Consider the following 24,412-nt stretch of genomic DNA (forward strand, 5'->3'; position numbering starts at 1 on the left):
TTGTCTGTCCACTTTTGCTGTTAACGACTGGAGGAAGGTTGCATGGCAATTCGGCTTTCATCCGGGAATAGAAAGGTAGTTCAACCCCGGGACCCGCGCAAGGGCAATGCAAGTGCCCGACAGGGTGTTCGACTTTACGTTGTGTCGGGCACCCTTGCGCGGGTCCCGGGGCTGAACTGTATGTGCACTATTCCGGAGTAAAAGCAGGCAGGCTTAAAAAAAGCCGAATTGCCATGCAACTACCTACAGTCAAGACCTACACACCAAAAGTAAAAAAAGAAGGCTACCAATTTTATGTACTGAGCAAGGGGTATAACGCCGGAAGACCAGCACATAAGCCCAACGTGAATTCCTTCGTCGTAAGTTGCCAGTCACAAGCTCATTGTGACCACTTCTACAGCTTATGTTACGCACTTTGGAAGGGGAAATACTTTCACCCGCACCTCTGCGGTTCCGTTGTTCAATTTATACGCATTCGCGAGTTTAAGCGTGTTGTGCAACTCGCAATGGATAATCTGAACGGCAAGGAAGACTCATTGCCTGCGGTAGTTGCTGCACTGAAGAAGATCGAGCATACAGAACTGGTCATACATCAACAACTGGCGACCATCGCCCAGATGAAGAAGTTACTCGTAAGTCGAATGTTGGCAGGTTCCCACCAAAACACGCCTTCCCAGTAATAATGCCTACAAAATAAATAGGGATATGCTGCATTTGTATCATATCTCATTCAAAGATTTTTTACGACCAACACTTTTAAAAATCCTTCCTATTTACGTATTTCGTATCGCTTAAAAGGTATACAGGTTTCGACTTCCCAACGTTGCACTCCATTCCAGGAGGTCGCGTCTTGTTTATCCAATAAGTGACTCCCCGCAAGAGACTGAAAGAAAAACGACGCTACCAACTGGTGTGATTTGCACTATTTGGCAAATTTTAACATATGCGTAATGAAAGAACTTGCGGAGTTTGTAATGTATTATCCAGCGCCGATCATAATCGGCTTAGCAACGCTCTACGGCATATACCGGTGGGCGGATGCGATTGACCATATTACCATTGAACGGAATGGGCGCCGACGAAAGAAGAAGCGTGATGGTACATAATGACTTCATTATATACCATCATCGATTTTCTTAGCGCGATAAATCTATGAAACATCGCATTTACTCCAGGCGATGCTCGCACGGTAATGTTATTGCGTTTTCATTTGTTGTTGCAGTTCGACGAGAATAGTATTCAACTGCATTGCCATTGCGTTAAGCACACTTAAGACCTCGTTCCTGTCGCGTTGGTCGCTGTCAAAGCGGATAAAATCTTCTGGTATCAAAAGACCGAAGTAGGCATTGGCCTGATCAAGTGCGCATGTGACTCGTGTCCTGAACAAGTCGGGAACATCTAGGTCTATTAACGTTAAGGCGATTTCATCAAAATGGTCTCTGTACTGTTGCAGCGTCCACCGTTGGTCTGTATCTGGGTAGAATGCAAGCAACGCCCTGCGTAATCGCGCTACGTCTCGTGAATTTAAGGTTATCTGCTGTGCAGGTTGGTTTTGGTTGATGCGGAGATCTTTTTTGGACGTACCAAAGATTCCGGTCAAAATGTTAAATAATATTTCCATACTTATACTTACTGCAACGGGGGCGTTTTGCTCAAATTTTAGCAGAAAAAAATGAAAATATTTTTCAAAGTAAATGGAATGAACGTTTTTATAGCAGTCAATGCTATTTTCCGACTATCGAATAGATTTCATGCATCGAAGGTACCGCTGTGGGTTGCGCTATTAAAACATCGTTTCCCTCGATTCTAACAAGTTGGACTTTCTCCAGTGTCCGAAGACATTAAATCAAAGTTGATCGTGAAATTGCCAAATTCCAGGCAAGCATGTCAATCGGCATTTGTTTGCGGGATTTTAGTATCTGCAATAGCTTTCTAAACATTTGGTGTAATTGCTTGTAAGCAACAAGTCGAAGGTAACGAATATATCCGTGAGACTATATCAGGGGTAACATAAAATAGGAAGAACGCGCAACCATTCTCACTCCCATAGGCCAAAGATAGTCCCGTTCCGATCCCGTTTGCAAGGGTATACAAGTGGCGGTCCTCTGTGCCAATATTTTCAGCGGAGGACCGCCACCCTTGCAAACGGGATCGAAACGTGCTGGGGGCGGCCTATGGGAAGAAAATGGCTACGTGCGATCTTTATTGCCTCAGGAGGCTTTTCGCTTAGCGAATTTCTTCGCGGGTGTTTTTCGCTTGGGAGCGTAGGCAACCTCGTACGGCTCTTTGCTGTTGACGTAGTTGCGATCTTTCGGTCCAGGTTTGGATGCCTTCTTCGCAGTTTTCTTGGCCACCTTCTTGACTGCTTTTTTCGCAGTTTTCTTGGCCGCCTTCTTTGCAGTTTTCTTAGCTGTTTTTGCCATAGCTATTGTGTTTTTCGGAATATGGGTAAAATAGCGTGCCACAGAGATTGAGCATAGCTACTACTTCAGTTCCCTCCTAAGCTTCTTTGCGGCTTTCTTCAGCGCGGGATAGTTTGATTGCTCCGCTTTCTTTTCCTTCAAGCTTTTATTGATTTGCTGGAAGACGTCATGAATAGCTTGTCTGTTTCTGGATCTTGCTGCATCCGTCATCCGAGCTCCATATTGGCCGGCGACATCAGCATGCATTTCTTCAGCAATCGCTTTTTTTACATCCTCAGATGCTGTGGTAAAATCTTTCGAATACGCTCGAACATACTTCACGAATTTCTTTAGTTTTTTGTCGTCGGACATTAATTCAAGAAACTCAATGTCTCTTTTAGACATAGTCGCTTTCCGCAAAACGAATTCAACTAGATATGTCCCACATGTCTTTACGGCATCCCAGGCGAATCCGCCGATCGCAGCGGCAGCTAAAAATTCGAAAATATTTGTCGGTTCTACCAGGGAAGGCATCCTGTTTATTTGGCCACGCTCCAAAAGCTGTTCCTCGTAATATTTACGATAGTCATATCCGTAGCGGCATGCATCAGCGGCGTGGAGAAGCACCTTCTTGTAGTTGTCCGCGTCAAACTCTGTTTTACATTTAGCGCACGTCAATGTTTCTCCTTTTGTGTCATTTACTGTTGCGCACTCCAGGCAGACGAAAAATTCCATATCGATATAGTTAGGTAGCTCCGGGTTTATCCGGACTAAATGCTGTAAACGGCCGGCATGGAAATTTGTTATGTTCAGAAAAGACCTGACATGAGCCTATTAAAATATAAACAAAAACGCTCTTTTGACGCTACACCGGAGCCAACCGGTGGCAAAGCCGCCAGCGAAAGACTTCGGTTTGTTATACAGAAACACGCAGCATCGCACCTTCACTATGATTTCCGCCTGGAAATGGAAGGCGTCCTTAAGAGTTGGGCCGTGCCGAAAGGGCCAAGCATGGACCCGGCAGTAAAACGTCTGGCGATGATGGTTGAAGATCATCCGTACGACTATCGGACCTTTGAGGGTGTCATACCCGAAAGGAACTATGGTGCCGGCACGGTAATCGTTTGGGACGAGGGTTACTATGAGCCGGCAGAGGGTGACTATTCAATGAAAGCTGATGCCGATAAGAACCTTCGCCACCAGCTGTATTCCGGCAAGTTAAAGATCGTTCTGCATGGCAAGAAACTCAAAGGGCTTTTCGCGGTTGTGAAGGCAAAGGGACGTGGGGAAAATGGTTGGCTGCTCATGAAGATGGATGATAAATATGCTACGAACGAAGACATACTGAAGAAGGACAAGTCAGTATTGTCGCGTAAGACTGTTGAACAGATGCAAGCAAAACCGACTAATGTGTATGGCCAGGTTGAAAAGAAGGAAAAAGCGCAAAAGACGTTGAGCGCGGCGAAGGTCACTGCGCCACGCAAGACAAATAAGCCGCATAAGGCGGCCGCATCAACCACAAAAGAAAAAAAGGTGATTGCTAAAGCAACGCACCCTATGAAGGTGGCGGCGCGTACCCCGAAAGCTTCGCGCAAGCAAAAGGCAACAACGCATAAAGCGCTCGATGACGCTTCCTACGCACCTTTTTTCAAGGAGTTAAGTCCCATGCTCGCCACACGTGTCGATAAGCCGTTCGATGAGCCTGGATGGATCTATGAGGTCAAGTGGGATGGCTACCGTGCGGTGGCATTCATGAACGATAAACAAGTAGAGCTCAAATCCCGAAACGATAAGTCATTCAACGAAAAGTTCTATCCCATTTACCAGGCCCTGCAAGATTGGGGGATCAACGCTATTGTAGATGGCGAGGTGGTTGTGGTTAAAGATAGCGGTGCTTCGGATTTTGGCTCACTTCAGAACTGGAGAAGCGAGGCCGATGGCCAACTTCTGTATTATGTATTCGACTTGCTCTGGCTGGAAGGAAAAGATTTGCGTCATCTGCCGCTCACGACCAGGCGGGAAGTGCTCAAGGCGCTTTCACCCAAGGAAGGGCATATTCAGATCAGTGATGCCTTCGAGGTTAGCGGGACCGAGTTCTACAACGCAGCCAAGGAAATGGGCCTTGAAGGAATGATTGCCAAGAAGGCAGACAGTCCCTATGTCAGCGGCGAACGAACTTACCATTGGCTTAAAATCAAGGCAGACGAGCGCCAGGAAATGGTCATTGGTGGATATACACGGAATGAAGGGTCGAGCAAGCTTTTCTCCTCGTTGCTGGTCGGAGTCTACCAGGGAAAGCGCTTGGTGTATACCGGCAAGGTTGGTACAGGGTTCAACGATAAACAGCAACGCGAAATGGTCAAGGCCTTCGAGCCATTGATCACCGACAAAGCGCCCTTTGATGAAGAGCCTGACTATAATAAGCCCTCTCGCTTCAATCCGCGCCCCGCAAAGGCATCGGCCGTTTGGCTTAAGCCCAAGTTAGTCTGCGAGGTTAGCTATGCTGAAATGACCTCGGATGGCGTTATGAGGCATCCATCCTTTGAAGGTCTGCGTACGGATAAGAAAGCAAAAGACGTAGTACGGGAAATTGCTTCCAATACAAAGCACGTCGTAGAGAAGGAGACGGTAGCATCGAAGGCCCTGGTAAAGCCCTCGAAGAAAGGTGAGCGAAAGACGTTACTAAATCCTACCGATGAAACCCAGGTCCGGCCCGTCGCTGAGCACGAAATCAAGTTCACCAACCTAAGCAAACTTTACTGGCCGGAGGACAAAGTCACCAAGCGCGATATGCTGAACTATTACTACCAGGTAGCGCCTTATATTCTTCCTTATTTGATCGACCGTCCGCAAAGTCTGAACCGGTTTCCGAATGGCATTCACGGAAAGAGCTTCTATCAAAAGGATGTCACCGGCAAGGTGCCGGATTGGGTGGAAACGTATTTGTATCACAGCAGCGAAGAGGCAGACGTAGACAAACATTTTATGATCCCCAAATCCGAGGCCGATGTACTCTTGATGGCCGCGATGGGTTGTATCGAGCTCAATCCATGGAGCAGCCGCATTCAGAAACCGGATCATCCGGATTGGTGCATCATTGATCTTGACCCGGACACCGGTAACACGTTCGAGCAAGTTATCCAGGCAGCACAGGTAACAAAGCAGGTATTGGATGGCGCCGGAATTGTGTCGTATTGCAAAACGAGCGGCTCCACGGGCTTGCATATCTATATCCCCCTTGGTGCAGTATACACCTACGAGCAGTCGAAGGAATTTGCGCGGGTGATCGTTACCCACGTCCATCAGCAGCTCCCGAAGTTTACCAGCATTGAGCGGCCCACCAGCCGAAGGAAGGGCAAGTTATATTTGGACTTTCTGCAAAATCGTCCAAAGGCAACGCTCGCCGCACCATATTCGTTAAGACCAAAACCCGGCGCAACGGTGTCCATGCCGCTTCATTGGGACGAAGTTAAAAAGGGCCTGAAGATGAAAGACTTCACCATTCATAACGCCATGGCCCGTATCAAGGAGGTGGGCGATATATTTAAGCCGGTCATGGGAAAGAAAGGGATCGATCTTTCAGGTGTCAAATAGCGTCGGTCTTCAGCAAGCGCCTATGACACAAACGCCTAGTGATTTGTAAACACGTCTACACGGTATTGAAAAACATCATGAAGCTCCGCGTCGGTCAATAGCCGAAATCTTAACGTACCTACCTCGTTGTAAGCGAATTTTTCCGTGGGTATGTCCAGTTTAAGGGCGTGCTTAACTTCGTATGTCTCCATATCTGGCGACATAAATTTGTGTAATCAGTGCGATCTTGTCGCGTTCCGCTTGCAGAAGTGCTTCATACAACCTTCGATTTTCCGCCGCCAGGGCATCTTTTTTCTCGAGATTTCAATTAACTTATCTATCAGATTGATATCCGATTGGTTATGCTGACCAGGATTGCTGGTATTGTCATAGTTATTCTGAATATTGTATACTTTTTTCATTTTGCTCATTTTTTGGTAGGGTTAATAAACCATCGCCTCTGTCTCTTTTAAATAGTTCCGATCTCTATCGAGCAAACAGATGTCAGATTAAACCTCCAATCCCCGCGTGTAGTTTTTCGCTTATCGAATTTCTTCGCGTGTGTTTTCCGCTTTGGAGTGTAGGCAACCTCGTAGGACTGTTTGCGTTAACAGCAAGCCTCTACGGCACAAACGCCTGGTGATTGGTAAACGCGTCTACACGGTATTGAAAAACATCATGAAGCTCCGTGTCCGTTAACCGCCGAAATCTTGACTGACCTGCCTCGTTGCATACGATGAACACGGCCAGCTCGGCCCGGCAATTTTCCAGCAGGTCGTCGAGTATAGTAGGGCTATGCGTGCTGATCAAAAACTGGTTGGTTGTAGAGAGTCGTATTTGCGACGTCAAATCACCGAGCATACTTGGGAAGATTCGGGTTTCGGGGCAATCGAAAAGCAGAACCGTATTTTCGTTCGACTCGATGGCGGCCTGGTAGAAGATCATCCGCTGAAGGGTAGTTCCGAGCGAATTGAAGGATACTCTCTCGCCCACGCTTTTCTCTCTTCGATAAAATTCAAGCGGTCCGCGAAGCGTTAATTCAAGGTCGACATTGCCCACCAGGCGATTTACAAGCCGCCGGAAGTCTTCATTCGTTTCGACGATGCTTAACAGGTTGCAACCAAACGGTGCGGCTAACCTTTTCCCTGAACTGTTGCGATGTTTGAATTCATACGGATAGGTGTATGGCACCACGGGAGGCTTCATAAAGGCTGCCGTGTCCCGAAGTTCTATTTTTAGCCGTTGACCAACCGAATAGATGAAATCTGACTTACCGGCCTTTTCAAGACGCACCCTCGCCAAGAGTTGATCGTCACCAACTTCAACCAGACAATCGAACAGGTTGCTAACTATGCAGATTCCAGATTCGCTCTCGCCGTAATGAAAAAGATCGTAAATGTACTCCGTTCTCACGACCTGGTTAAGATATTCATTATTGAATTGCCTCAAAAAAGGCAATGCCGACAGCAACAAGGCCTCCAAGAGATTGGACTTTCCGCTGCCGGGTGTGCCTATAAAAAGGTTTATCCGTTTCAAATTAGTCAGTTGACAATTCCGGATGGATTTGAAATTATCAATGACGATATGATCTAGAAATGAGTCCATAAATAACTGTTTTAATCGTTTAGCCAGTCGGGCGGTTTTAGTGTAAGGCGCAGCGCGCGTAGCGCCTGGCTCAAATAGTTTTCTACCGCGCGAGTGGAAATGGTCATTCGCTCGCCGATTTCTTTAATGGTCAAGTAGTCGTGGCGGCTCAGGCGAAAAATTGCCTGGCACTTTGGGGGCAACGTGCGAATTGTTAGTTCTATCACTAATTCCATGTCATGGATGTTAGTGGCGGTTTGAACATTGTTCGCATGTTTGACAGCGTACTTGATAAGTTCAAGTGCATACCGCTGCCTGATAGCCACCGCTCTGCTATGCGTCATGAGCTTAAGCTTACATGCTCCGTAAAGGTACGCCTCTAGGGGTGCGTCAATTTCAAGGCGATAGCGCCGGGTCCAGATCGAAACAAATATTTCCTGGACAATATCTTTAGCTGCGGCACGTTCGGGCAAGCGTCTGTATACATACTTGAGCATACGAGCAAAATACCGGGAATAGATCGTAGTAAAAGCGGCGTTATCGTCACGACAAAGCCGCTCGACAAGTTCGAAGTCGGTCTCCATACAGGCAACAAGTGTTCAGACAGCCTAGCTGGCTTCGAAGTCTTCGATCTTTCCCTGGAAGTATTTAGCACCTAACTCTCTTTTGAGTTTCAGTAGGCCGCGTAGCTCCGGGTAGGCAGCGCGAGCGGACGGATCATATTCTGTCCATAGTTGCGCACAACTCTCGGCTTGCTCAAAGTCTCCTATGTCGGAATACCAGAACGTGAGTCTAAGTAAGACGTGTGCATAGGCGCTTGCGAGAGCCAGATCTGCCTCCTTGAATCTTCCCACAAGTAGAGCACATCGTTCGTATAAACTGATCACCTCCCGAGTAGATACATTCTTAGGTACATCCGTTCGCTGAGTGCATATTTCAGCAAGGACTTTATATACTGTTATCAACGCCGGATAGGCTTCAGCCAAATCTGGTGATAACGGATAGGCTGTCAATGGCCGTTCGTATTTCAAGACGAACTGCTCAGCAGCTTTCTCTTTTTCTTCACCGTCGAGTGACGTGATTAAGTCGGCGGTACGTTGTAGCTGGGTAGGAATATAGTCAAAGAACAGCTTCACCGGCACTTCATCCCAGACATCTCGAAACACACCACTTGCTCGAACATCAGGTGAGCAATAGTATGGCAGATTTCCTTCAATTTCCGGCCACAGTAGCCCAAAAGGAAACAGTACTAAACCTTGCGTATCATCCTCGTCATAATATCCGTAGCAGCCCAATAGTGGGAACCATGCCACGACACCGTACATCCCAAGCGCTGCGGGCCAAGATAAGATCGGGCAAATACCCACCGTGCAGTAAGCCCCGGTGCCCGGCAATATTTCGGACCGCGGAGGGATTACCACTGTCACGACCCGAACGTCTGGGAAGCTGGCAAGTATGAACGTTCCGACTGCTGTCTCTATCGAGCGCTGACCGCCCCTTAGCGCGTCTAGCAAATCAATGGGCAAAACTTGTGAATATTCCTTTACCATTCCTCTTCGCTCATATTTTTTCCACACTCATGAAGGTCTCGCAGAAAGCGGCACAAGTCGAGTACATCAATTGCCATATCATCGAATTCATTCGGCAGGTGGCCGTGTTGGTTTAGAATATATATGTGGTATATTTCCATCAACGAATAAAGCTTTCTCCGCAGTGGGCCGGTTCGAACGAAACTTTCGACAGATTCTACCCACTCCTCGCGCATCTTTATTTCCGGCGATATTTCCTTATCTCTTTTATTTTTTAAATCCTGTTTCATGGGCGCTTGTATTTATTGTTTGCCAAAAGAGATTAGACGTTTCAATGCCATCGTGAAGCGCGCCGACCATGATGAGGGATTCGTACCCCGGCGAATGAAACCTTGTTCCGTGGGGTTGAACTTTAATAGGTTAAGATGATGAAGTGGTTCATCGTAGCTTCGAAGGTCACTGGGCAGGCCCATAAGTCTGCTGGCAACAGCCACCTTTTTGAGGATGAACAAGGCTGCGTTTCGGCTGCCACTGGCGAGGAAGTGCTTTACGTCCCGCACTGTCCGGAATTTGCCAGCATTATCCCGCAAACCTCGGAATATTAATTCAGCCGCTTCCTCAGACAGGATTGGAGAACGCGTCTTGTCGAGAAGAAAAAGGTAAACCGGTTCCCAATATGTATTAAAAATAGTTCTGTAAGCACCCGTGTCACCGCCGGCGGCGGCCCTCACTAAGGCGTCATCTATGTCTATTGCTAACTTAGGCTCGTTCTGCTGCATAGCGAATTTCATGTTTCATAGTGGGTAACATTGTCTGACGTTCCAGCAGCATCTGGATGAGTGCTGCGCAAATAACAAGAGCCACCCTCGCGAAAAGATGGTTAGCCTGTGACGAAATTCGATTTGCTGGGTATTTATAATTCGAACTATATATAACTGTAGCCAACATTGCAGCTACAGACATTAATAATTGATAATTCATGGATAATGTGATGTAGTGGATTGATTTAGAAACAACAATATGCTTTCTGTCCGGCAGATCGCCGGGTATCTAAAAGGAGGGGAATGGCACATTGGACCGCCGTGCGCGAGGCAGATCGGCGGCGGAGAAAAATTAAAACTAACAAATGCGGGACTCCATTTAACCGCTTTGAGGATTGAAGACATTCCTGAGTCGGTCAATAGAGTACCCGCACTTAATAACTTGATTATAAGCGTCTTGTATTGCATTGTCTTGTGTTACCGTGGGTCTTCAATCCTCAGTAGCCAAGACTGTAAAAATCATTTGTCTTTGAACAAATATAGTCAAATAATTATACAACACAAATATGACATAATACTTATGATCGGCGAGGTCGACATTCACCTCGTGAGAATGAAGAACAAAGAATTTGCAGTCGCATTCGGAAGAAACATTAAGAAATTAAGGGAGGAGCGTGGATGGGCTCAAGAAGACCTTGCGGCCGCAGCGAATATCGAAACCACTCAGGTTTCCAGAGTAGAGAATGCAAAGCAATCACCAACGTTAGATACGATTTTGGACCTTTCGACAGCACTTGGAAAGTATCCGCATGAGTCACTTAATGTGGGAGTCCGCCTTCAATTAAATAATGATTTTCAGTCAAGGAAAAAGAAGGCAAAACCAAAAACTAAGGAGCTTATATTGAAGTTGATGGATACAGACTTCTTTCTATCGCCGCGCTCAGTCGGAGAAACTGTTAAATATTGTGGTAAGCAGTTCCATATAAAACTTTTGAATCCAGCAGTATCCGCCATCCTCAAAGAATTGGTAGATAAGAAAAAGCTTGCAAGGACTCAGGACGGTACAAGCCGTAGCTTTCTGTATAAAAAGAAGGCAAAATGATTATCGATAAGACTCAATTTTCTTGAGACTAGCGGTTTGAACGATATCTTCCATCTGCCGAATTCGTTCAATGAGCGTCTTCGCCTCTTCCTCTGTTATAAAGTAATCACGCTTGTACCGAGCTTCTACATAGCCCCTAACCAGTAAGTCAAAAATGCGTGATTCCTGTTTGTCGTCTGGTGGATTGCAAAACAGGCGATAAAGAGATCTTGACAGTGGTTTCGATAGCTTTCTGAGAGTTTTTATGTGATGGAGTTTGGGCTTATAGCCGGTAAACACCAGAAGAATTGTTGCATAAAACCGTTCTGCCGCTTGGTGTAATTGAAAAGCTGTATCGTTAAGCTTCTCGTTGCGCGACAAAGCATCACGGAATCCGAATTCAGCAAATCGCAGGAATCGGGCCCCGCTTTGAAACCATTCGTCATAATGCTCTTGAGCAACTGCCCGCTTCTCAGCAGGCGTCAACTCTTTGGGTTCGACAAATTCGCTTTTACCAGTATCATATAGTAATACACCCTCCCTGAGAATATCGACAAAGAAGTATTGACCATACGCCAAGCCATCATTTACGTATTTTATGTCGTGAATTATAGAATTTACAGGTGTACGAAACCCCCGGCATAGCTGTTCTACTTTATTAGTTAAAATATATTCCGCTAGCGGCCGTTCACTTGTCACGACTAAAAAATCGTAATCACTCAGATATTCATAAACGATGTTGTTTTCAACGTATCGTTCTTCGACCCATTTATCTGTCGCATAACTACCGAACAGTATAATCTTTTCTGGATTAAACGCTTCTTTTATTATTTCGGCGATGGCAAGAATTTCCTGCTTTTTTCCTTCTGGCAAATGGTCTAACGATGTCTTCATTCAATGTTATAAACGCCCCAAAATAGCGAAAATAACCAGAAAAAATCTCTTACGTAGCGCTTTTTGATACCGGTAACTCATACACAAACCTGGGAACACAAGCATCTGTCAGCCTCAACTATTACAAATGCCCCATCGAACCCGTGGCGTCTGATTCATCATTCGGCGCAAAGGTCTTGTTATGTACTGACCTTCGGGAAAAGCTTCCGGCATAAACGGGCACCTGCCTACGGCCTACCTTCCCATTTATTCCGGAAGCTTTTTCCTCACGCTCATGCCATCGCCCGTGGCTGGTCAGTACATAACCCGGCCGGGCATCGAAAGATGTTCAACTAACTCATAAAGCGTATGGAAACGAATAGTAAACAATCGGAGATGTTCGAGGTGAAAAAAGTCTCCAAGAGAAAAAGAAAAAAGGTAATGACAGAAGCTCACAAAGCGATTGTCAAAATGTACAACGATACGCCGACGATGGTTGTAAATCGCCCGCCGAAGTCTCAGCAGAAAGGCGCATCAGACTTACCACTATTCCGGCCACGAAACCAAACCCAAATGTTTTAGCGGGCCGACCCGCTTCGTCTTTTTTCTGAGCCGCGCTCCTTTTATTGTTCGCTGGTCGTAATTCAGAGCTAAATTCTTTTGGCCTAGTTTTTTTATCGAAGGCATCACAGCTTTGTGTATACGTGTTACGGCAGCAATGACTATTGTTTGACACGCTGCTTCGTTTTCAATCGTTTCTATCGTTACCATTAAAACAAAAAAATCAAACATAGTCAATCCATGAATTTTCAATAGCTTGGCGAGCGTTTTTAAGGTTAGATTGTGTTTACCAGTTTCAACACGCCAGTATTGAGCGCGAGGAAAATTAGTTGTGAATGCGAAGCTCTCGTAACTGGTGAAGCCAGCGAGAATTCTGAGGTACTTAAAAACCTTACCTGCTGTTGCCGATAATTCCCTGCCAAATGTCTCCTTTTGTATTTCGTTCATATTGCTATCATTTATTATTTAACGTGTCGCCTGAATATTTTCTTTTACATCGTGCGGATATAACACATAAATGATACGATGCTGAATACCGGGTATAAGAATTTATATATACTAAATTTAGTAATTGGAATTATTTTACTTTTTTGTATATTCGATCTGTGAGTACAAAGAATAATAGGATACTTAACGTCAAACATAGGTTTGAAGAAAAGATTCGAATTGTCGGTGCGCGGATTAGAACTATCCGTGAGAAGAAAGAGCTTTATCAAAAGCCAGTGGCCGATGAAGCCCTCATAAGCGTCAACTCTCTATCGTTGATTGAAAACGGAAAACTGAATCCTAGTATCGGGACTTTGTTTGCATTGGCGGAAGCATTAGATGCAGAAGTAGAAGATTTCTTTAAAGATACTTCGCTGGATCGAAAGCGGTCAAAGGTCGACAAAAGGCAGTAAATGACAGGATTTGAATCTGTAACAAAGCCGTTATTCTTTGGTGATCAGTAAGTGGAAGTAGATAGCGTTAATCGACGGCAAATTACCCATCGGTATTGATAAGCCCGAACGCTGAGCTTTAAGTTAGCGTAGTCTTTGTAACACCCAATTCAATTTTCGGGTGGAGACTATGGAAAAATTGAAGCCGGAGAAGTTGATAGAAATGCTGAAATCGAAGGGTATCGATATGTCCGTTGAAGAGGCAACCTCCGTATTGGAGTATCTTCGGAAGCTAGCCAACATCGTTGTTGTGGAATTTATGAACAAAGACAAACCACGTAAATAAAAACACTTGAATAAGTTATCAATTAAAATCGCTGATCTATACGTCCGTGTCAGCACAGATGACCAGGCGAGAGGTTACTCGCCAGCGGCACAGGAGGAATTGCTGCGCAAATATTGTACACTGAATAATATCACTATCCGCCGGGTTATGAAGGAAGACCACTCGGCCAAGACGTTCAACAGACCTGAGTGGAAAAAATACTTGGTTGAACTGAAGAGAAGCAAGAACCAAGTTGATGCTGTGCTCTTCCTCAAATGGGATAGGTTCAGCCGTAATGCAGGCGATGCTTATCAGATGATCAATACACTGCGGAAGTTGGGTGTCGAGCCACAAGCCATTGAGCAACCGCTTGACCTTTCAATCCCGGAGAATAAGATGATGCTCGCTTTCTATCTGGCGGCTCCAGAGGTTGAAAATGATCGGCGAGCACTAAATGTCTTTTATGGAATGCGCCGTGCAAGAAAAGAAGGTCGGTACGTATCCACTGCCCCGTATGGATACGCCAACAAGGCAGATGAATCGGGCAAAATGAAATTTATAGCGCCGCTTGAAAGTGAAGCTAAAATCGTTAGGTGGGCATTTACAAAATTATCAGAGGGCATATTGAATACTGAGCAGGTCTATCGCGAAGCTCGCAAGCTTGGCTTTACTGGTGCAAAAAGCCTGTTTTGGTTTGTCTTGAGAAATCCAGTTTACTGCGGTAAGATTCTAGTACCAAAGTATCAGGATGAAGAAGCATTTTTAGTCACGGGGAAACATGAGCCAATAATAACTGACACATTATTTTATAAAGTTCAGGATGTCCTAGATGGCCGCAAGCGCGGGCAATATGCGTTGAAAGTTGTCTCGGATACATCACTTCCATTGCGTGGTTTCGTACTTTGTCCTGTCTGTAATAAGTTATTAACGGGCAGTTCTTCCAAAGGAAGAAGTAAACACTATGCTTACTATCATTGCTATGGCGGCTGCACTTGCAGATTCAAAGCTGAGGTAGTCAATGAAGCATTCGAAGCTGAGTTGGATAAATTTTCACCACGACCTGAGTATACAGATATTTTTAAGATCCTAATACTCGAAGCGTGGCATGAACAAAATGGTAATGCGCACACAGAGCGCAAATTAATCAGCACTCAGATCAAGGATTTGGAAGTCAAGCTTTCATATACCCGCGAGTTACTAGCATCACAGAAAATTGGTGTGGATGACTTTAAGGCTATGAAGGCCGACTACACTGCACAAATGGAACGTTTGGAGACGAGGCTTTCGCTAGTAGAGAATGACAACTTGGACATTGATGAACTACTTACAGAAAGCATACAGATGCTTCTTGGCCTGCGCGAACTTTATCGTCGGGCTGGGATTGAAAGGAAGCGTGAGATAATTGGTTCGATGTATCCGGAAAAACTAAGTTTCGACGGAAGCATAGTTCGAACCGCACGAGTCAACGAAATTGCGTCTCATATCTATCACATTAATAACGAGTTAGGAGCAAAAAAAATAAGGACAAGCCCGAGCAAATCGGACTTGTCCTGTATGGTCGGGGCGACAGGATTCGAACCTACGACCTCCACGTCCCGAACGTGGCGCGCTACCGGGCTGCGCTACGCCCCGATGATATTTGGAATGGGATGCAAAAATAGAAATTCTGCCCAAATCAACCACAAAATACGATTTTCTTCCGAAAAAAAGTTGTTCCAACACCCCCAGAGCATCTCTCTCAACCGGCACATCCCTATAGCCCCCGAACCTCCATTTCGGCCCGTTAAACGAAACCCTCGCCCGCCACGACATTATTACCATTGTAAGATTTGCCCCAAAATGCCAAAAGCCACTACGCCGCAAACTGCTAGGTTTGTAGCCACAATACGTTTATAAAAGGATTTAGCATCTCCCCCAACGTTTCATTTAACCAAACAAATACATGAAAATCACAAAACTCCTCTTCTTGGCTGTTGCCGTATTCTTTTTATCCTGTGGCGACGACAAAGACGAAGATCCCGTTCCTACCGGCGATCTGGCCGGCAGCTGGAATGTTACTGCTATTGACTATGCCGGAACGTCCTCCACGGTTGTTATGGGCATCGAATCGAAGGCTACCTTCACCGGCACAGGAAAAGACATGAATCTGACAGTTACATTCACGGAAGACCCCAACAAATTTACCAGCGAGGGCGACTACGTAATCGCATTGAAAACGACCGTCCAGGGTCAAACTATAAATACAGACTATCCTGTCACAGGTTTTATGACCGATGGCACATGGTCAGTAAGTGGCAAAACATTGATTGTCGAGGGTGATGGTGGTAAGCAAGAAGCTACGATCATAGAGCAGACTGCTTCAACCCTGAAGATGAAATGGGACCATACTCAAACGACAACTACCACCGAGAGTGGAATAGAAGTTGTGAGCTCTATGGTCATTAAAGGCACCTATACCTTTACGAGAAAGTAATTAGCGCATAGGCGCAACATATATTCGGCCCCGGAAAGCAAATATGTTTTCCGGGGCTTTTTATTTCTTACTGCCCCCGATTATTTATCGCAGACTATTGATCCGTTCCGACGCCTCGGCCTCCTGCATCGCCGATACAATAACCCAATGCACATCCGGAATGTGCAACGGTGCATAGGCAAACAACGTATCGGCTCCCCGCGTATCCAGACCACGATGCGTACCGGTAACGCCCTGCAGTGACTGCCGCACGGCTTCCAGTTTTAACTGTTCCAACAGAATATTGGTGCCCGTACGTTGCACCTGGCGAACAACGGCTTCGCCATAGCCGGCCTTACGCAAGCTACTCAGGTAATCATCCGGATGTTCGATCAGGCCCCGGGCGATAGACCGGGCTTTAAAATCCTCCCCTATAATGAATGTCTCGCCGGTTTGGCCCAGACCATCGTCACGCCATTTGTTGTCGCCGGTCAAAATCTGGTTGATCTTGTTGATCGGCATCTGGAATACCAAGATCCCGACTTTCGTAACGCCGTCGTACAACGGGCAGGCTATGAACGAGGCGGGTGCATTGTAGGATGGCGCATACGCTTCAAAGTCGATCAACCGCACAAACTCGCGGTTGGAGCTGGCAATCGCCTGCTGCACCACGCGGGCAAAGTTGGTCTTGCTATACGGTCCTGTGAGCAAGCTGGTGCCAAAGTCAACTTCTTTGAACACGCTATAGACAATGTTGCCTGTGACTGGATCAATCAGAAAAATGTCATAATACCCAAATTTCTCCAGGTAGTTCAGAATAACAGCATGATAGGTGGCATGCACCCGACCATAATCGCTGCCATCGCCGGCGTTGTGCAGACGGGACTTTTGACCCGTAGGATGCGGGTTGGCAGCGATGTATACCTGCTGCAATGCCAGCGCGGCGGAGTCTTCGGGAAGGAAGTCGCGTACATCGGCTTGTTGCCCCACGTCGCTTATACGCGGAATGAATTCCTGGTCGTAGTAAGCCTGTACGGATTCCCGGCATGCGGCACGCTGCTCCTCACCCACCGCAGATCCCAACTGATCAAACGCCTGACGAAAAGCTTTGACGGCCTCGACCATCATCTTGTCTTCCGCAAATGTCAGGATCTGATTCCGGATGATGTCAAAATAGTATTCAATGTTGCGCTTTTTGGTCGCGTTGATCGAGCGGAGCTGCTCGAACTTTGAGCCATGGTTGAGCTCCGTGAGCTGTTGGAACAACAGGTTATACTTGCGGCTGATCTCCTCTTGCGTAGCCTGTAGCTCTTCCTGATTCTGACGCAGCTCTTCTTCCTGCGAGCGCATGTGCTCGGCCTGCTGCTGCGACTCGCCCAACAACCGGCGTGTGGTCTCGGCGGTGCGAAATGACGACACCGTATGGGCCACGTTCTCGCCGATCTTTTCCGCAAAGGCAATTTCATGCGGCCGAAACGGTGTGAACGACGCCAGCTCTACAATGCCCACCACCGTTTCATTCATCTTCAGCGGCACCATGAGGATATGCCGCGGGTTAGCCTCGCCCAGCCCGGAGGTGATACGCACAAATCTGTCCGGCACGTCGGTGAGGTGAATGGTGTTCCCTTCCAGGTACGCCTGCCCGATGATGCCCTCTCCCGGTGCGATCTGTTGGGTCAGATGCTTGGTGCGATTATAGGCATAGCAAGCCTGCAGCACGAGTGACTCCTGTCCCATGGCGTCGGAATCGACGACAAAAATGGCGCCTTGCGTAGCATGCACCGTGCGCACAAGGTTCACGACAACATCCTGGCACAACGCCGGCAAATCCTTGCCGGCACGCAGCACCTCCACAAAGCGGCTCAGTCCCTCCGTAGCCCAGTGACGTTGCTCTTCTTCCTGGCGGTTAGCAACCAGGTTGTCACGTATGGCCAGCAAGGCAAGCCCCAGCGCATCGGTTGCCTGCTGTTGTCCGGTATGGGCTTCGATCTTTCCGGCACTCAACTCGCCGGCGAAGGCCGTGTGCTGCGCCAGGTTGCCGTCGACGGCTTGCAAGGAGGTAATCAACGGTTGGAAGAGCGGCGTTTGAAGCGATGCCAAGGGGGTCACCTCGCCTGTCGCGAGACGGCGAATTGCCGCGTGTACGGATGCGAGGTCCCGCGCAACCCGCTGGATATATACTACGCCGGCAATCATAGCTGCCAGCAATACCGTGAGAAAAAGCAGCCAGCACACGATAGCGGTGGCAGAAAGCGACACACGGAACGACCACACGGCGTATGCCGTACCCATAAACGCTAGCAGCAACGGTAAAATAAAACGAGAAAGAAACGGACGTAGAAGCGTCTGTCTGCTGGAGGGTTCCATGATGTTTAGGTATAGTACGAGTTTTTACAAAATATGAAATTTCCAGCAATACCAGCCTATACCTGCTATAACTATTTCGGTTACTGCACCCCATAAAAAAAGCCCGGCGGTGAGGCCGGGCTTTTACGTTGTTTTTATAGCACCTTAATATACCACCTTGCTCAGGCTGGTAATGACAGCCGCCAGGCGAACGGATTCAAAGATGCGTTCCTCCTTGCTGCCGAGCTCGATGAGCGACGCTTCGTGCGATGTTACGCACATTTCGCAACCATTCACCGCGCTTACGGCCAGGCTGATGAGCTCAAAGAACTCTTTGCCCACCACCGGACGTGCCATGATGTTCATCTTGATACGCGCCGGTATTTCGTTGTACTTCTCCTTGTTCATGAAGTGACGGAAGCGGTAGAACACGTTGTTCGCGCTCAGCAACGAGGCACATGCTACCGCTTCGGCAACCTCTTCCGGTTTGGCACCTTCCTGACGGGCATTACCGTCGAAGAATGTACGCAGCACAGCGTTGTTAGCATTGACCGCCAGGGCTACGCCCAGCAGTGCCACTTCTTTTTTGGAGAGATATTCGCTTTCGAAAGAATTCTTAAAGTTGATCTTGAGATCGGCCAGATACCGTGACTTGGCGCCTTCGAGCAGATCAAGTGTATCGGTAGTGTAGTCCTTCTCCAGCTTTAAGAAGTCCAGGAACTCCTGGGTTGATTCTGAGTATGTCAGCGTAGTTTCCATGATCGATGATCCTTATTGGAAATTATGCTTTAATGGTCTCAGCACCTTTTTCCCAGTTGCAAGGACACAGCTCGTCAGTTTGCAGAGCGTCCAGCACACGAACAACTTCTTTTACGTTACGGCCTACGTTGAGGTCGTATACGCTTACCCAGCGAATGATACCTTGAGGGTCGATGATGAACGTAGCGCGGTAAGCGATCTTCTCGTTGGTATCGAGGATGCCCAGCTCTTCCGCCAGTGACTTCGAGGTATCGGCCAGCATTGGGAATTTCAGGTCACGCAGATCGTCGTGGTTTTTTCTCCACGCCAGGTGCACGAATTCAGAGTCGGTAGAAGCGCCGATCAGGCTTGCATTACGGTCGCGAAATTCACCAAAGTTCTTGTTGAACTCGGCAATCTCCGTCGGACACACGAATGTGAAATCTTTCGGCCACCAGAACATAACAGTCCACCGTCCTTCTTCATTCACGAAGTCTTCCGACGTGATGTCGAAAAACTCTTTTCCTTTTTCGATCGATACAACCGCAGCCTTCTTGAATGCGGGGAAAGGCTGACCTACTGATAAGATTCCTTTTGTCATATTGTGGTTTAAAGTTTTAATTTCTTACTGGCCGCAAAAATATATCAAACTCTATTATAAACAATATCGATATTCCCTATTTAATTATTAGTTTTGTCTATTACAACGTTTTAATCCCACACGCAAACGAATGAACCTACAGCAATTAGAATATATTCTGGCGTTGGATATTCATCGTAACCACGTGAAGGCTGCTGAGCATTGTCATGTCACGCAACCAACGCTTAGTATGATGGTCAAAAAACTCGAAGACGAGCTGGGGGTAAAAATCTTTGACAAAAGTCAGCCGTTGAAGCCAACATCGTCGGGTGAGATCATCATTACACGCGCACGTCTCATCTTACAAGAAATTAAAAACCTGAAGGAATTTATCAGTAATGAAAAGGATTCGATCGAAGGCGAATTCCGGTTGGGGGTAATCCCTACGTTGGCTCCTTACCTCCTGCCCCGTTTCCTCAACGAGTTTCTGCAAAAACATCCGGGCACATCGTTCACCGTCATGGAGATGCAGACCGAAGAAATCATTCGCATGCTGAAAACCAACCGGCTGGACGTGGCCATCCTGGTCACCCCGCTGGACGACAAAGAAATTCGGGAGGTGCCCGTCTTTTACGAGCCGATCTTGCTGTATACCTCGGAGAGCCTTGCCTACTTCCAGCAAGAAAAAGTGAACCTCAAGACACTCACCTACGACAACCTGCTGATGCTGGAAGAGGGACATTGTTTCCGCGGACAAGTGGAAAACCTCTGCTCCGCCAAAAGCAAAAAGGCGCACAACCAGCTGAACTACCAGAGCGGTTCGTTCGAAACGTTGAAGAACATGGTCGACAACAACTATGGCTACACGCTGATTCCCGAGCTGGCTGTCGGCCGTGGAAACAAACACGTCAAGCACTTCACGTCGCCCGAGCCGGTACGCGAGGTGAGCCTCGCCGTGCACAACGGGTTCGTCAAAGAGCGCCTGCTGGAAAAATTACGGGAAGCAATCCTGAAAGCCATTCCCGCGCACTTCAAGAAAAACGAAAAATTCGTCCGCGTCCGCTGGAAATGACATTCAGAAAGGTACCCTTATCGCGACCTTTTAGTGACCATACAGCTATCCCAGAGCCATTCCTACGCTATTCCCAAGACACTGGCTTCATCGTCTTTTTTAATTCTCCGGAATCTGTTAATCTCGTTGTAACCTTTCGTTACCCTTCCGGTAACTACCACGAAAACTGACAAAAGCGCACCGGATGACGGATGAAATGCTCATGAAGGCCGTCAAAGACGGCGATCTCCAACAGGCGTCGCTACTCTTTGAGCGGTACAATAAACGCATATTCAATTTCCTGGCCTACATGGCCGGCGACCGCGTGCTGGCGGAAGACCTGACACAGAACGTATTTCTGCGCGTGATCCGGTACCGAAACAGCTATCGCGACGGCGCCCGGTTCGAGGGCTGGATCTTCCAGATCTCGCGCAACGTGCTGGCAGACCACTACCAGGGACAAAAGCGCCAACGCAGTCAGTTCATCGACGTGGAGAATATGAGCGACACGCTATCCGATAACACCGACGCTGCCGAGCAGGATGACAAAGAGCATCTGCTGCAACGGGCCATGACCCGCCTCACGGAAGAGCAGCGGCAGCTCCTGGTACTGACACGGTTTCAACACCGTAAGTACGAAGAGGTGGCGCAGATCATGAACACGACGGTGGCCAACATCAAGGTGAAGGTACACCGCGCCATCGGTCAACTGCGTGAGCACTATTTTACATTGGAAAAGATCTAGCATACGATAATCGACGCAACGGAATGACTATGAAAACGAACGACTGGGATAGCTTGCTGATCGACTATATCGACCAGAATCTTTCGGCGCAGGATCGCGAGAAAGTAGAAGCGGCGCTGCGCACCGACGCGACCGTACGCCTGCAATACGAACAACTGCGCGAGGTGCTGCAAACCATGGACCATGCCGGAGAACAAGAACCACCGGCCCGGATGACGACATCGTTTAACACATTGCTGCAGGAAGAAATCCGCGCCGCGCGACAACCGCGCACCATTTCCCTCACGCCTGCACTGTACCGTGTCGCCGCGGCCGTAGCGCTCTTGCTGGTAGGGGGTGGTGTCGGCTTCTGGATCAGCCGTCACCAACAGCAGCAGGCCGAGCTGGAAGCCATGCAACGCGAAATGAAGGCCACCCAGGAAATGCTCCTGAGCATGTTGGGCAACGACCTCTCTGCCAGCCAGCGTCTGCAGGGTGCCACGGTAGCGCTGCGCATGGACCGCGCCGACAACGAGCTCGTCACCGTACTGGTTCGCACATTGACTGACGACCCGAACACCAACGTGCGCCTCGCCGCCCTGGACGCACTTGGCAAATTCAGTGACGAAAGACCCGTACGCCAGGCGCTGATCAAAGCCCTTTCCACACAGACAGACCCACTTGTACAGATTGAATTGATCCGGATGCTGGTCGATATGAAGGAAAAAACCATCCTGAAAGAACTACACCGCATTAGTACCGATGAACAACTCTTAAACGAAGTAAAAGACGAAGCCCATGCAGGCATTCTGCGGCTCTCGTAACCTTAATACCAGCATGCATGCTCACCACACACGCACCCCACACGACACAACAAACTATAGCTAATAAGAATCATATCACCATGAAAAAAATACATCTAACATTTTTACTCAGTATACTTTTCGCACACGTTCTTTTGGCGCAGGGCCCGGAATACAAACTTGCCAAAAGCACCGGCAAGCTGGAGATCAAAGAATTGAACAATGTACTCTTCGAGTCAACCAACGGCAATGAGATCATCTTCACGAGCGCCAAGGACAACGACGATGTTGATGAACGAGCCAAGGGGCTGCGTTCGATCAGTGCCTCGGGCCTGGAAGACAATACGGGTATCGGCCTGTCAGTGGTCGAAAAAGGCAACATCATCGAAGTACGCCAGCTTCGCAAAACCGAAGGACCGGCTGTCGTGATCAAGGTGCCCAAGGGCGTTGTGATATCCTATGCCCACACGTCGCCCTATGGAAAAGAGGTCACTTTCAAGTCTATTGAGAGTGAGATCGAAGTATCCACCGTACACTCCGGCGTGGTCCTCGAGAACGTCAGCGGCCCGATGACCGTGAAGACAGTACACGGCGACATCGAATGTACGATGGGGCAGACGATGAAAAGCCCTGTCTCGATTGTCTCTGTGCACGGCCATGTCGACGTCAACTTGCCGTTGGCTACCAAAGCTTCCTTGAAAATGAAAACCGTCTACGGCGAAATCTTTGTCGACCCTGCCTTTAAGATGGAAGTAGAACGTACCAACAGCGACATGGTGGCCTATAGCAGCAACGATGTGAACGGCAAGATCAATGGAGGAGGTATAGATATTACCTTGTCCTCTACCCACAACAACGTATACCTGCGGAAGCGCTAAGCCACGATACCTCAACCGCCAACGACATGAAACATATCATCATCTTCCTGGCAGGAGCTTTGCTCCTGCCCCTGGGAAGCTACGCCCAAACAACGTTGCAGCGTTCCTTCCCCATACAAGCCGGCCAGACGATTGCACTGGAATTTGACCATCCCAGACTAATCAAAGTAAGCACGTGGGAAAAGAACGAAGTCTCCATACAGGGCACTGTCAGCATCAACCACGGCGAGCACGACGACGCCTTCGTACTCGACCAAAAAACGAATGGCAATACTGTGACCATCCGCAATGAAATACGTGACCTGAACAAACTGCCGAGATTTTATACCATCGTACAGGCAGGTAAGACAACAACTTTCAACACCAAAGACGACCTGCGGAAATACCAGGCCGAGCACCCAGGCAAATTTGAACGCATGTCAGAGGGGGTAGACATCGAGATTGTACTGGAGATCAAAGTACCCCGGGGAATTCCGACGCAAGTAACATCCGTATACGGCATGGTGGAAGTGCGTTCATTCCAGGGACCGATTAGCGTCTCATCGACGTATGGCGGCGTGGACGCTGCGTTGACCGAGAAAACAACAGGGCAAATCAAAGCCGAAACAAACTACGGCGAGATTTTCTCCAACCTCGATACAAAATTAACCGGCAACCCCAACGACCCCGAAGCATTCCACTTGTTGGTGGCAGGCAACGCGGGCTCCGGCCCGACCTACAGCTTTCATTCGCGGTATGGCAATGTCTACCTGCGCAAGGCTAATTAGGACGACTTACACGACATTCTCTTTACATACATACATTTCCGCTTGTATGGAGCCGGCGCTTTTTTGCACCGGCTTTTTCTTTTTTTGAAACCCTGAAACACAACATTCCGTAGAAGATTAAAATAAATCCTACTAATTCGATAGACTTTATTGTTTATCTCAGATTAGTCGCTACATTTGAGCAAGAATTTATACAGAAGGGGGAAGAGACAGGCTCGACGATCCTCTAGCAACTTTCCGAAAGGAATAAGTGCTAACCTGCCCGAAAAGAATATCGGTACTATAAATGAACGCCAACATGAAAACGTTACAACGAGCCTCCAGCAGGCGAATGCCGCTCCAGCGGCCACATCTTCACAGCACGCACGCAGCAGATCGCTGTTGTTGCTAGTGCGATAACTCCCTTTTATACGTAAGAAAATTTATCCGGTACACCCGTCGGGATGGCGGTATGTATACGCTTTTGCCACTACCTGTAAACATAGGTAAACGGATAAATATTGTCC

23 protein-coding genes, 1 tRNA gene, 2 pseudogenes and 1 riboswitch are annotated in these 24,412 nt (G+C 47.8%); of the genes and pseudogenes, 12 read left to right on the forward strand and 14 right to left on the reverse strand.

All coding sequences use genetic code 11. The annotated features are described in order from the left end of the window. Positions 1-233 precede the first annotated feature (233 nt). Positions 234-680, forward strand: a complete 447-nt coding sequence (locus K7P01_RS06910; RefSeq protein WP_267291216.1) for a DUF6943 family protein — start codon at positions 234-236, stop codon at positions 678-680. A 515-nt stretch (positions 681-1,195) separates the two neighbouring features. Here K7P01_RS06910 and K7P01_RS06915 read toward each other — a convergent pair. The 3 genes from K7P01_RS06915 to K7P01_RS06925 all read right to left on the reverse strand — a co-directional run bounded on the left by K7P01_RS06915 (position 1,196) and on the right by K7P01_RS06925 (position 3,137). Beyond that, positions 1,196-1,621 (reverse strand): hypothetical protein, encoded by a 426-nt coding sequence (locus tag K7P01_RS06915; RefSeq protein ID WP_267291218.1) that lies wholly within the window; start codon positions 1,619-1,621, stop codon positions 1,196-1,198. A 589-nt stretch (positions 1,622-2,210) separates the two neighbouring features. Further along, positions 2,211-2,423 (reverse strand): hypothetical protein, encoded by a 213-nt coding sequence (locus K7P01_RS06920; RefSeq protein ID WP_267291220.1) that lies wholly within the window; start codon positions 2,421-2,423, stop codon positions 2,211-2,213. A 60-nt stretch (positions 2,424-2,483) separates the two neighbouring features. Further along, a complete protein-coding gene (locus K7P01_RS06925) occupies positions 2,484-3,137 on the reverse strand; it encodes a hypothetical protein (RefSeq protein ID WP_267291222.1) in 654 nt (217 codons plus the stop codon). 90 nt (positions 3,138-3,227) lie between these two features. Here K7P01_RS06925 and ligD point away from each other — a divergent pair, with 90 nt between their 5' ends. Beyond that, positions 3,228-5,996 carry a DNA ligase D gene (gene ligD / locus K7P01_RS06930; RefSeq protein ID WP_267291224.1) on the forward strand — a complete coding sequence of 923 codons (2,769 nt, stop codon included), beginning with the start codon at positions 3,228-3,230 and terminating at the stop codon, positions 5,994-5,996. Positions 5,997-6,596: 600 nt separating this feature from the next. On the opposite strand, the gene K7P01_RS06935 is transcribed toward ligD, so the two are convergent. Genes K7P01_RS06935 through K7P01_RS06955 form a run of 5 tightly spaced genes read right to left on the reverse strand, consistent with a single transcriptional unit; the run spans position 6,597 to position 9,879 of the window. Beyond that, a complete protein-coding gene (locus K7P01_RS06935; protein WP_267291226.1) occupies positions 6,597-7,580 on the reverse strand; it encodes an AAA family ATPase in 984 nt (327 codons plus the stop codon). 11 nt (positions 7,581-7,591) lie between these two features. Beyond that, entirely contained in the window at positions 7,592-8,143 is a 552-nt protein-coding gene (locus K7P01_RS06940; protein WP_267291228.1) for an RNA polymerase sigma factor, read from the reverse strand. 24 nt (positions 8,144-8,167) lie between these two features. Beyond that, the gene (locus K7P01_RS06945) at positions 8,168-9,109 is read right to left on the reverse strand and encodes a hypothetical protein (protein ID WP_267291230.1); all 942 of its coding nucleotides are present in this window, start codon (positions 9,107-9,109) and stop codon (positions 8,168-8,170) included. Continuing rightward, the gene (locus K7P01_RS06950) at positions 9,103-9,378 is read right to left on the reverse strand and encodes a hypothetical protein (protein ID WP_267291231.1); all 276 of its coding nucleotides are present in this window, start codon (positions 9,376-9,378) and stop codon (positions 9,103-9,105) included. The genes K7P01_RS06945 and K7P01_RS06950 overlap by 7 nt, the downstream gene beginning before the upstream one ends. Before the next feature lie 12 nt (positions 9,379-9,390). After that, positions 9,391-9,879: a hypothetical protein gene (locus K7P01_RS06955; RefSeq protein ID WP_267291233.1), complete on the reverse strand. Its 489-nt coding sequence runs from the start codon at positions 9,877-9,879 to the stop codon at positions 9,391-9,393. A gap of 583 nt (positions 9,880-10,462) precedes the next feature. Between K7P01_RS06955 and K7P01_RS06960 the strand changes: the two genes are divergently transcribed. Beyond that, positions 10,463-10,951, forward strand: coding sequence for a helix-turn-helix domain-containing protein (locus K7P01_RS06960; RefSeq protein ID WP_267291235.1), 489 nt, complete (start codon positions 10,463-10,465; stop codon positions 10,949-10,951). Here K7P01_RS06960 and K7P01_RS06965 read toward each other — a convergent pair whose 3' ends face one another. Then, on the reverse strand, positions 10,952-11,824 hold the full coding sequence (locus tag K7P01_RS06965) for a HEPN domain-containing protein (RefSeq protein WP_267291237.1): 873 nt from the start codon (positions 11,822-11,824) through the stop codon (positions 10,952-10,954). Positions 11,825-12,349: 525 nt separating this feature from the next. Then, a complete protein-coding gene (locus K7P01_RS06970; protein WP_267291239.1) occupies positions 12,350-12,811 on the reverse strand; it encodes a hypothetical protein in 462 nt (153 codons plus the stop codon). Positions 12,812-12,969: 158 nt separating this feature from the next. Here K7P01_RS06970 and K7P01_RS06975 point away from each other — a divergent pair, with 158 nt between their 5' ends. The 3 genes and pseudogenes from K7P01_RS06975 to K7P01_RS06985 form a co-directional block, all read left to right on the forward strand. Continuing rightward, complete coding sequence (locus K7P01_RS06975) at positions 12,970-13,263, forward strand: helix-turn-helix domain-containing protein (protein ID WP_267291241.1); 294 nt, start codon at positions 12,970-12,972, stop codon at positions 13,261-13,263. A 169-nt stretch (positions 13,264-13,432) separates the two neighbouring features. Further along, positions 13,433-13,588, forward strand: coding sequence for a hypothetical protein (locus K7P01_RS06980; protein WP_267291242.1), 156 nt, complete (start codon positions 13,433-13,435; stop codon positions 13,586-13,588). Positions 13,589-13,594: 6 nt separating this feature from the next. Next, positions 13,595-14,596, forward strand: a pseudogene (locus K7P01_RS06985) (recombinase family protein); the annotation flags it as partial. A gap of 526 nt (positions 14,597-15,122) precedes the next feature. Here K7P01_RS06985 and K7P01_RS06990 read toward each other — a convergent pair. Further along, positions 15,123-15,199 (reverse strand) — tRNA-Pro (locus K7P01_RS06990). Between the two features lie 310 nt (positions 15,200-15,509). On the opposite strand from K7P01_RS06990, the gene K7P01_RS06995 reads away from it, so the two are divergent. Beyond that, the gene (locus K7P01_RS06995) at positions 15,510-16,040 is read left to right on the forward strand and encodes a lipocalin family protein (RefSeq protein ID WP_267291244.1); all 531 of its coding nucleotides are present in this window, start codon (positions 15,510-15,512) and stop codon (positions 16,038-16,040) included. Between the two features lie 1,413 nt (positions 16,041-17,453). On the opposite strand, the pseudogene K7P01_RS32075 reads toward K7P01_RS06995, so the two are convergent. From K7P01_RS32075 to K7P01_RS07010, 3 genes and pseudogenes are all read right to left on the reverse strand, one after another. Next, positions 17,454-18,386, reverse strand: a pseudogene (locus K7P01_RS32075) (GAF domain-containing protein); the annotation flags it as partial. 144 nt (positions 18,387-18,530) lie between these two features. Further along, positions 18,531-19,124: a carboxymuconolactone decarboxylase family protein gene (locus tag K7P01_RS07005; RefSeq protein WP_267291248.1), complete on the reverse strand. Its 594-nt coding sequence runs from the start codon at positions 19,122-19,124 to the stop codon at positions 18,531-18,533. A gap of 22 nt (positions 19,125-19,146) precedes the next feature. Then, positions 19,147-19,704, reverse strand: coding sequence for a peroxiredoxin (locus tag K7P01_RS07010; RefSeq protein ID WP_267291250.1), 558 nt, complete (start codon positions 19,702-19,704; stop codon positions 19,147-19,149). A gap of 130 nt (positions 19,705-19,834) precedes the next feature. Here K7P01_RS07010 and K7P01_RS07015 point away from each other — a divergent pair, with 130 nt between their 5' ends. From K7P01_RS07015 to K7P01_RS07035, 5 genes are all read left to right on the forward strand, one after another. Beyond that, positions 19,835-20,755, forward strand: coding sequence for a hydrogen peroxide-inducible genes activator (locus tag K7P01_RS07015; RefSeq protein WP_267291252.1), 921 nt, complete (start codon positions 19,835-19,837; stop codon positions 20,753-20,755). Positions 20,756-20,939: 184 nt separating this feature from the next. Next, complete coding sequence (locus K7P01_RS07020) at positions 20,940-21,479, forward strand: RNA polymerase sigma factor (RefSeq protein ID WP_267291254.1); 540 nt, start codon at positions 20,940-20,942, stop codon at positions 21,477-21,479. Between the two features lie 29 nt (positions 21,480-21,508). Further along, positions 21,509-22,282 carry a HEAT repeat domain-containing protein gene (locus K7P01_RS07025; RefSeq protein ID WP_267291256.1) on the forward strand — a complete coding sequence of 258 codons (774 nt, stop codon included), beginning with the start codon at positions 21,509-21,511 and terminating at the stop codon, positions 22,280-22,282. A gap of 80 nt (positions 22,283-22,362) precedes the next feature. Continuing rightward, a complete protein-coding gene (locus K7P01_RS07030; RefSeq protein ID WP_267291258.1) occupies positions 22,363-23,139 on the forward strand; it encodes a DUF4097 domain-containing protein in 777 nt (258 codons plus the stop codon). Positions 23,140-23,165: 26 nt separating this feature from the next. Continuing rightward, complete coding sequence (locus K7P01_RS07035; RefSeq protein WP_267291259.1) at positions 23,166-23,906, forward strand: hypothetical protein; 741 nt, start codon at positions 23,166-23,168, stop codon at positions 23,904-23,906. Between the two features lie 186 nt (positions 23,907-24,092). Then, a riboswitch (SAM riboswitch) is annotated at positions 24,093-24,195 on the forward strand. Positions 24,196-24,412: the final 217 nt, after the last annotated feature.

Source organism: Parachryseolinea silvisoli, from assembly GCF_021190955.1.
GTDB classification, from domain to species: Bacteria; Bacteroidota; Bacteroidia; order Cytophagales; family Cyclobacteriaceae; genus Ohtaekwangia; species Ohtaekwangia silvisoli.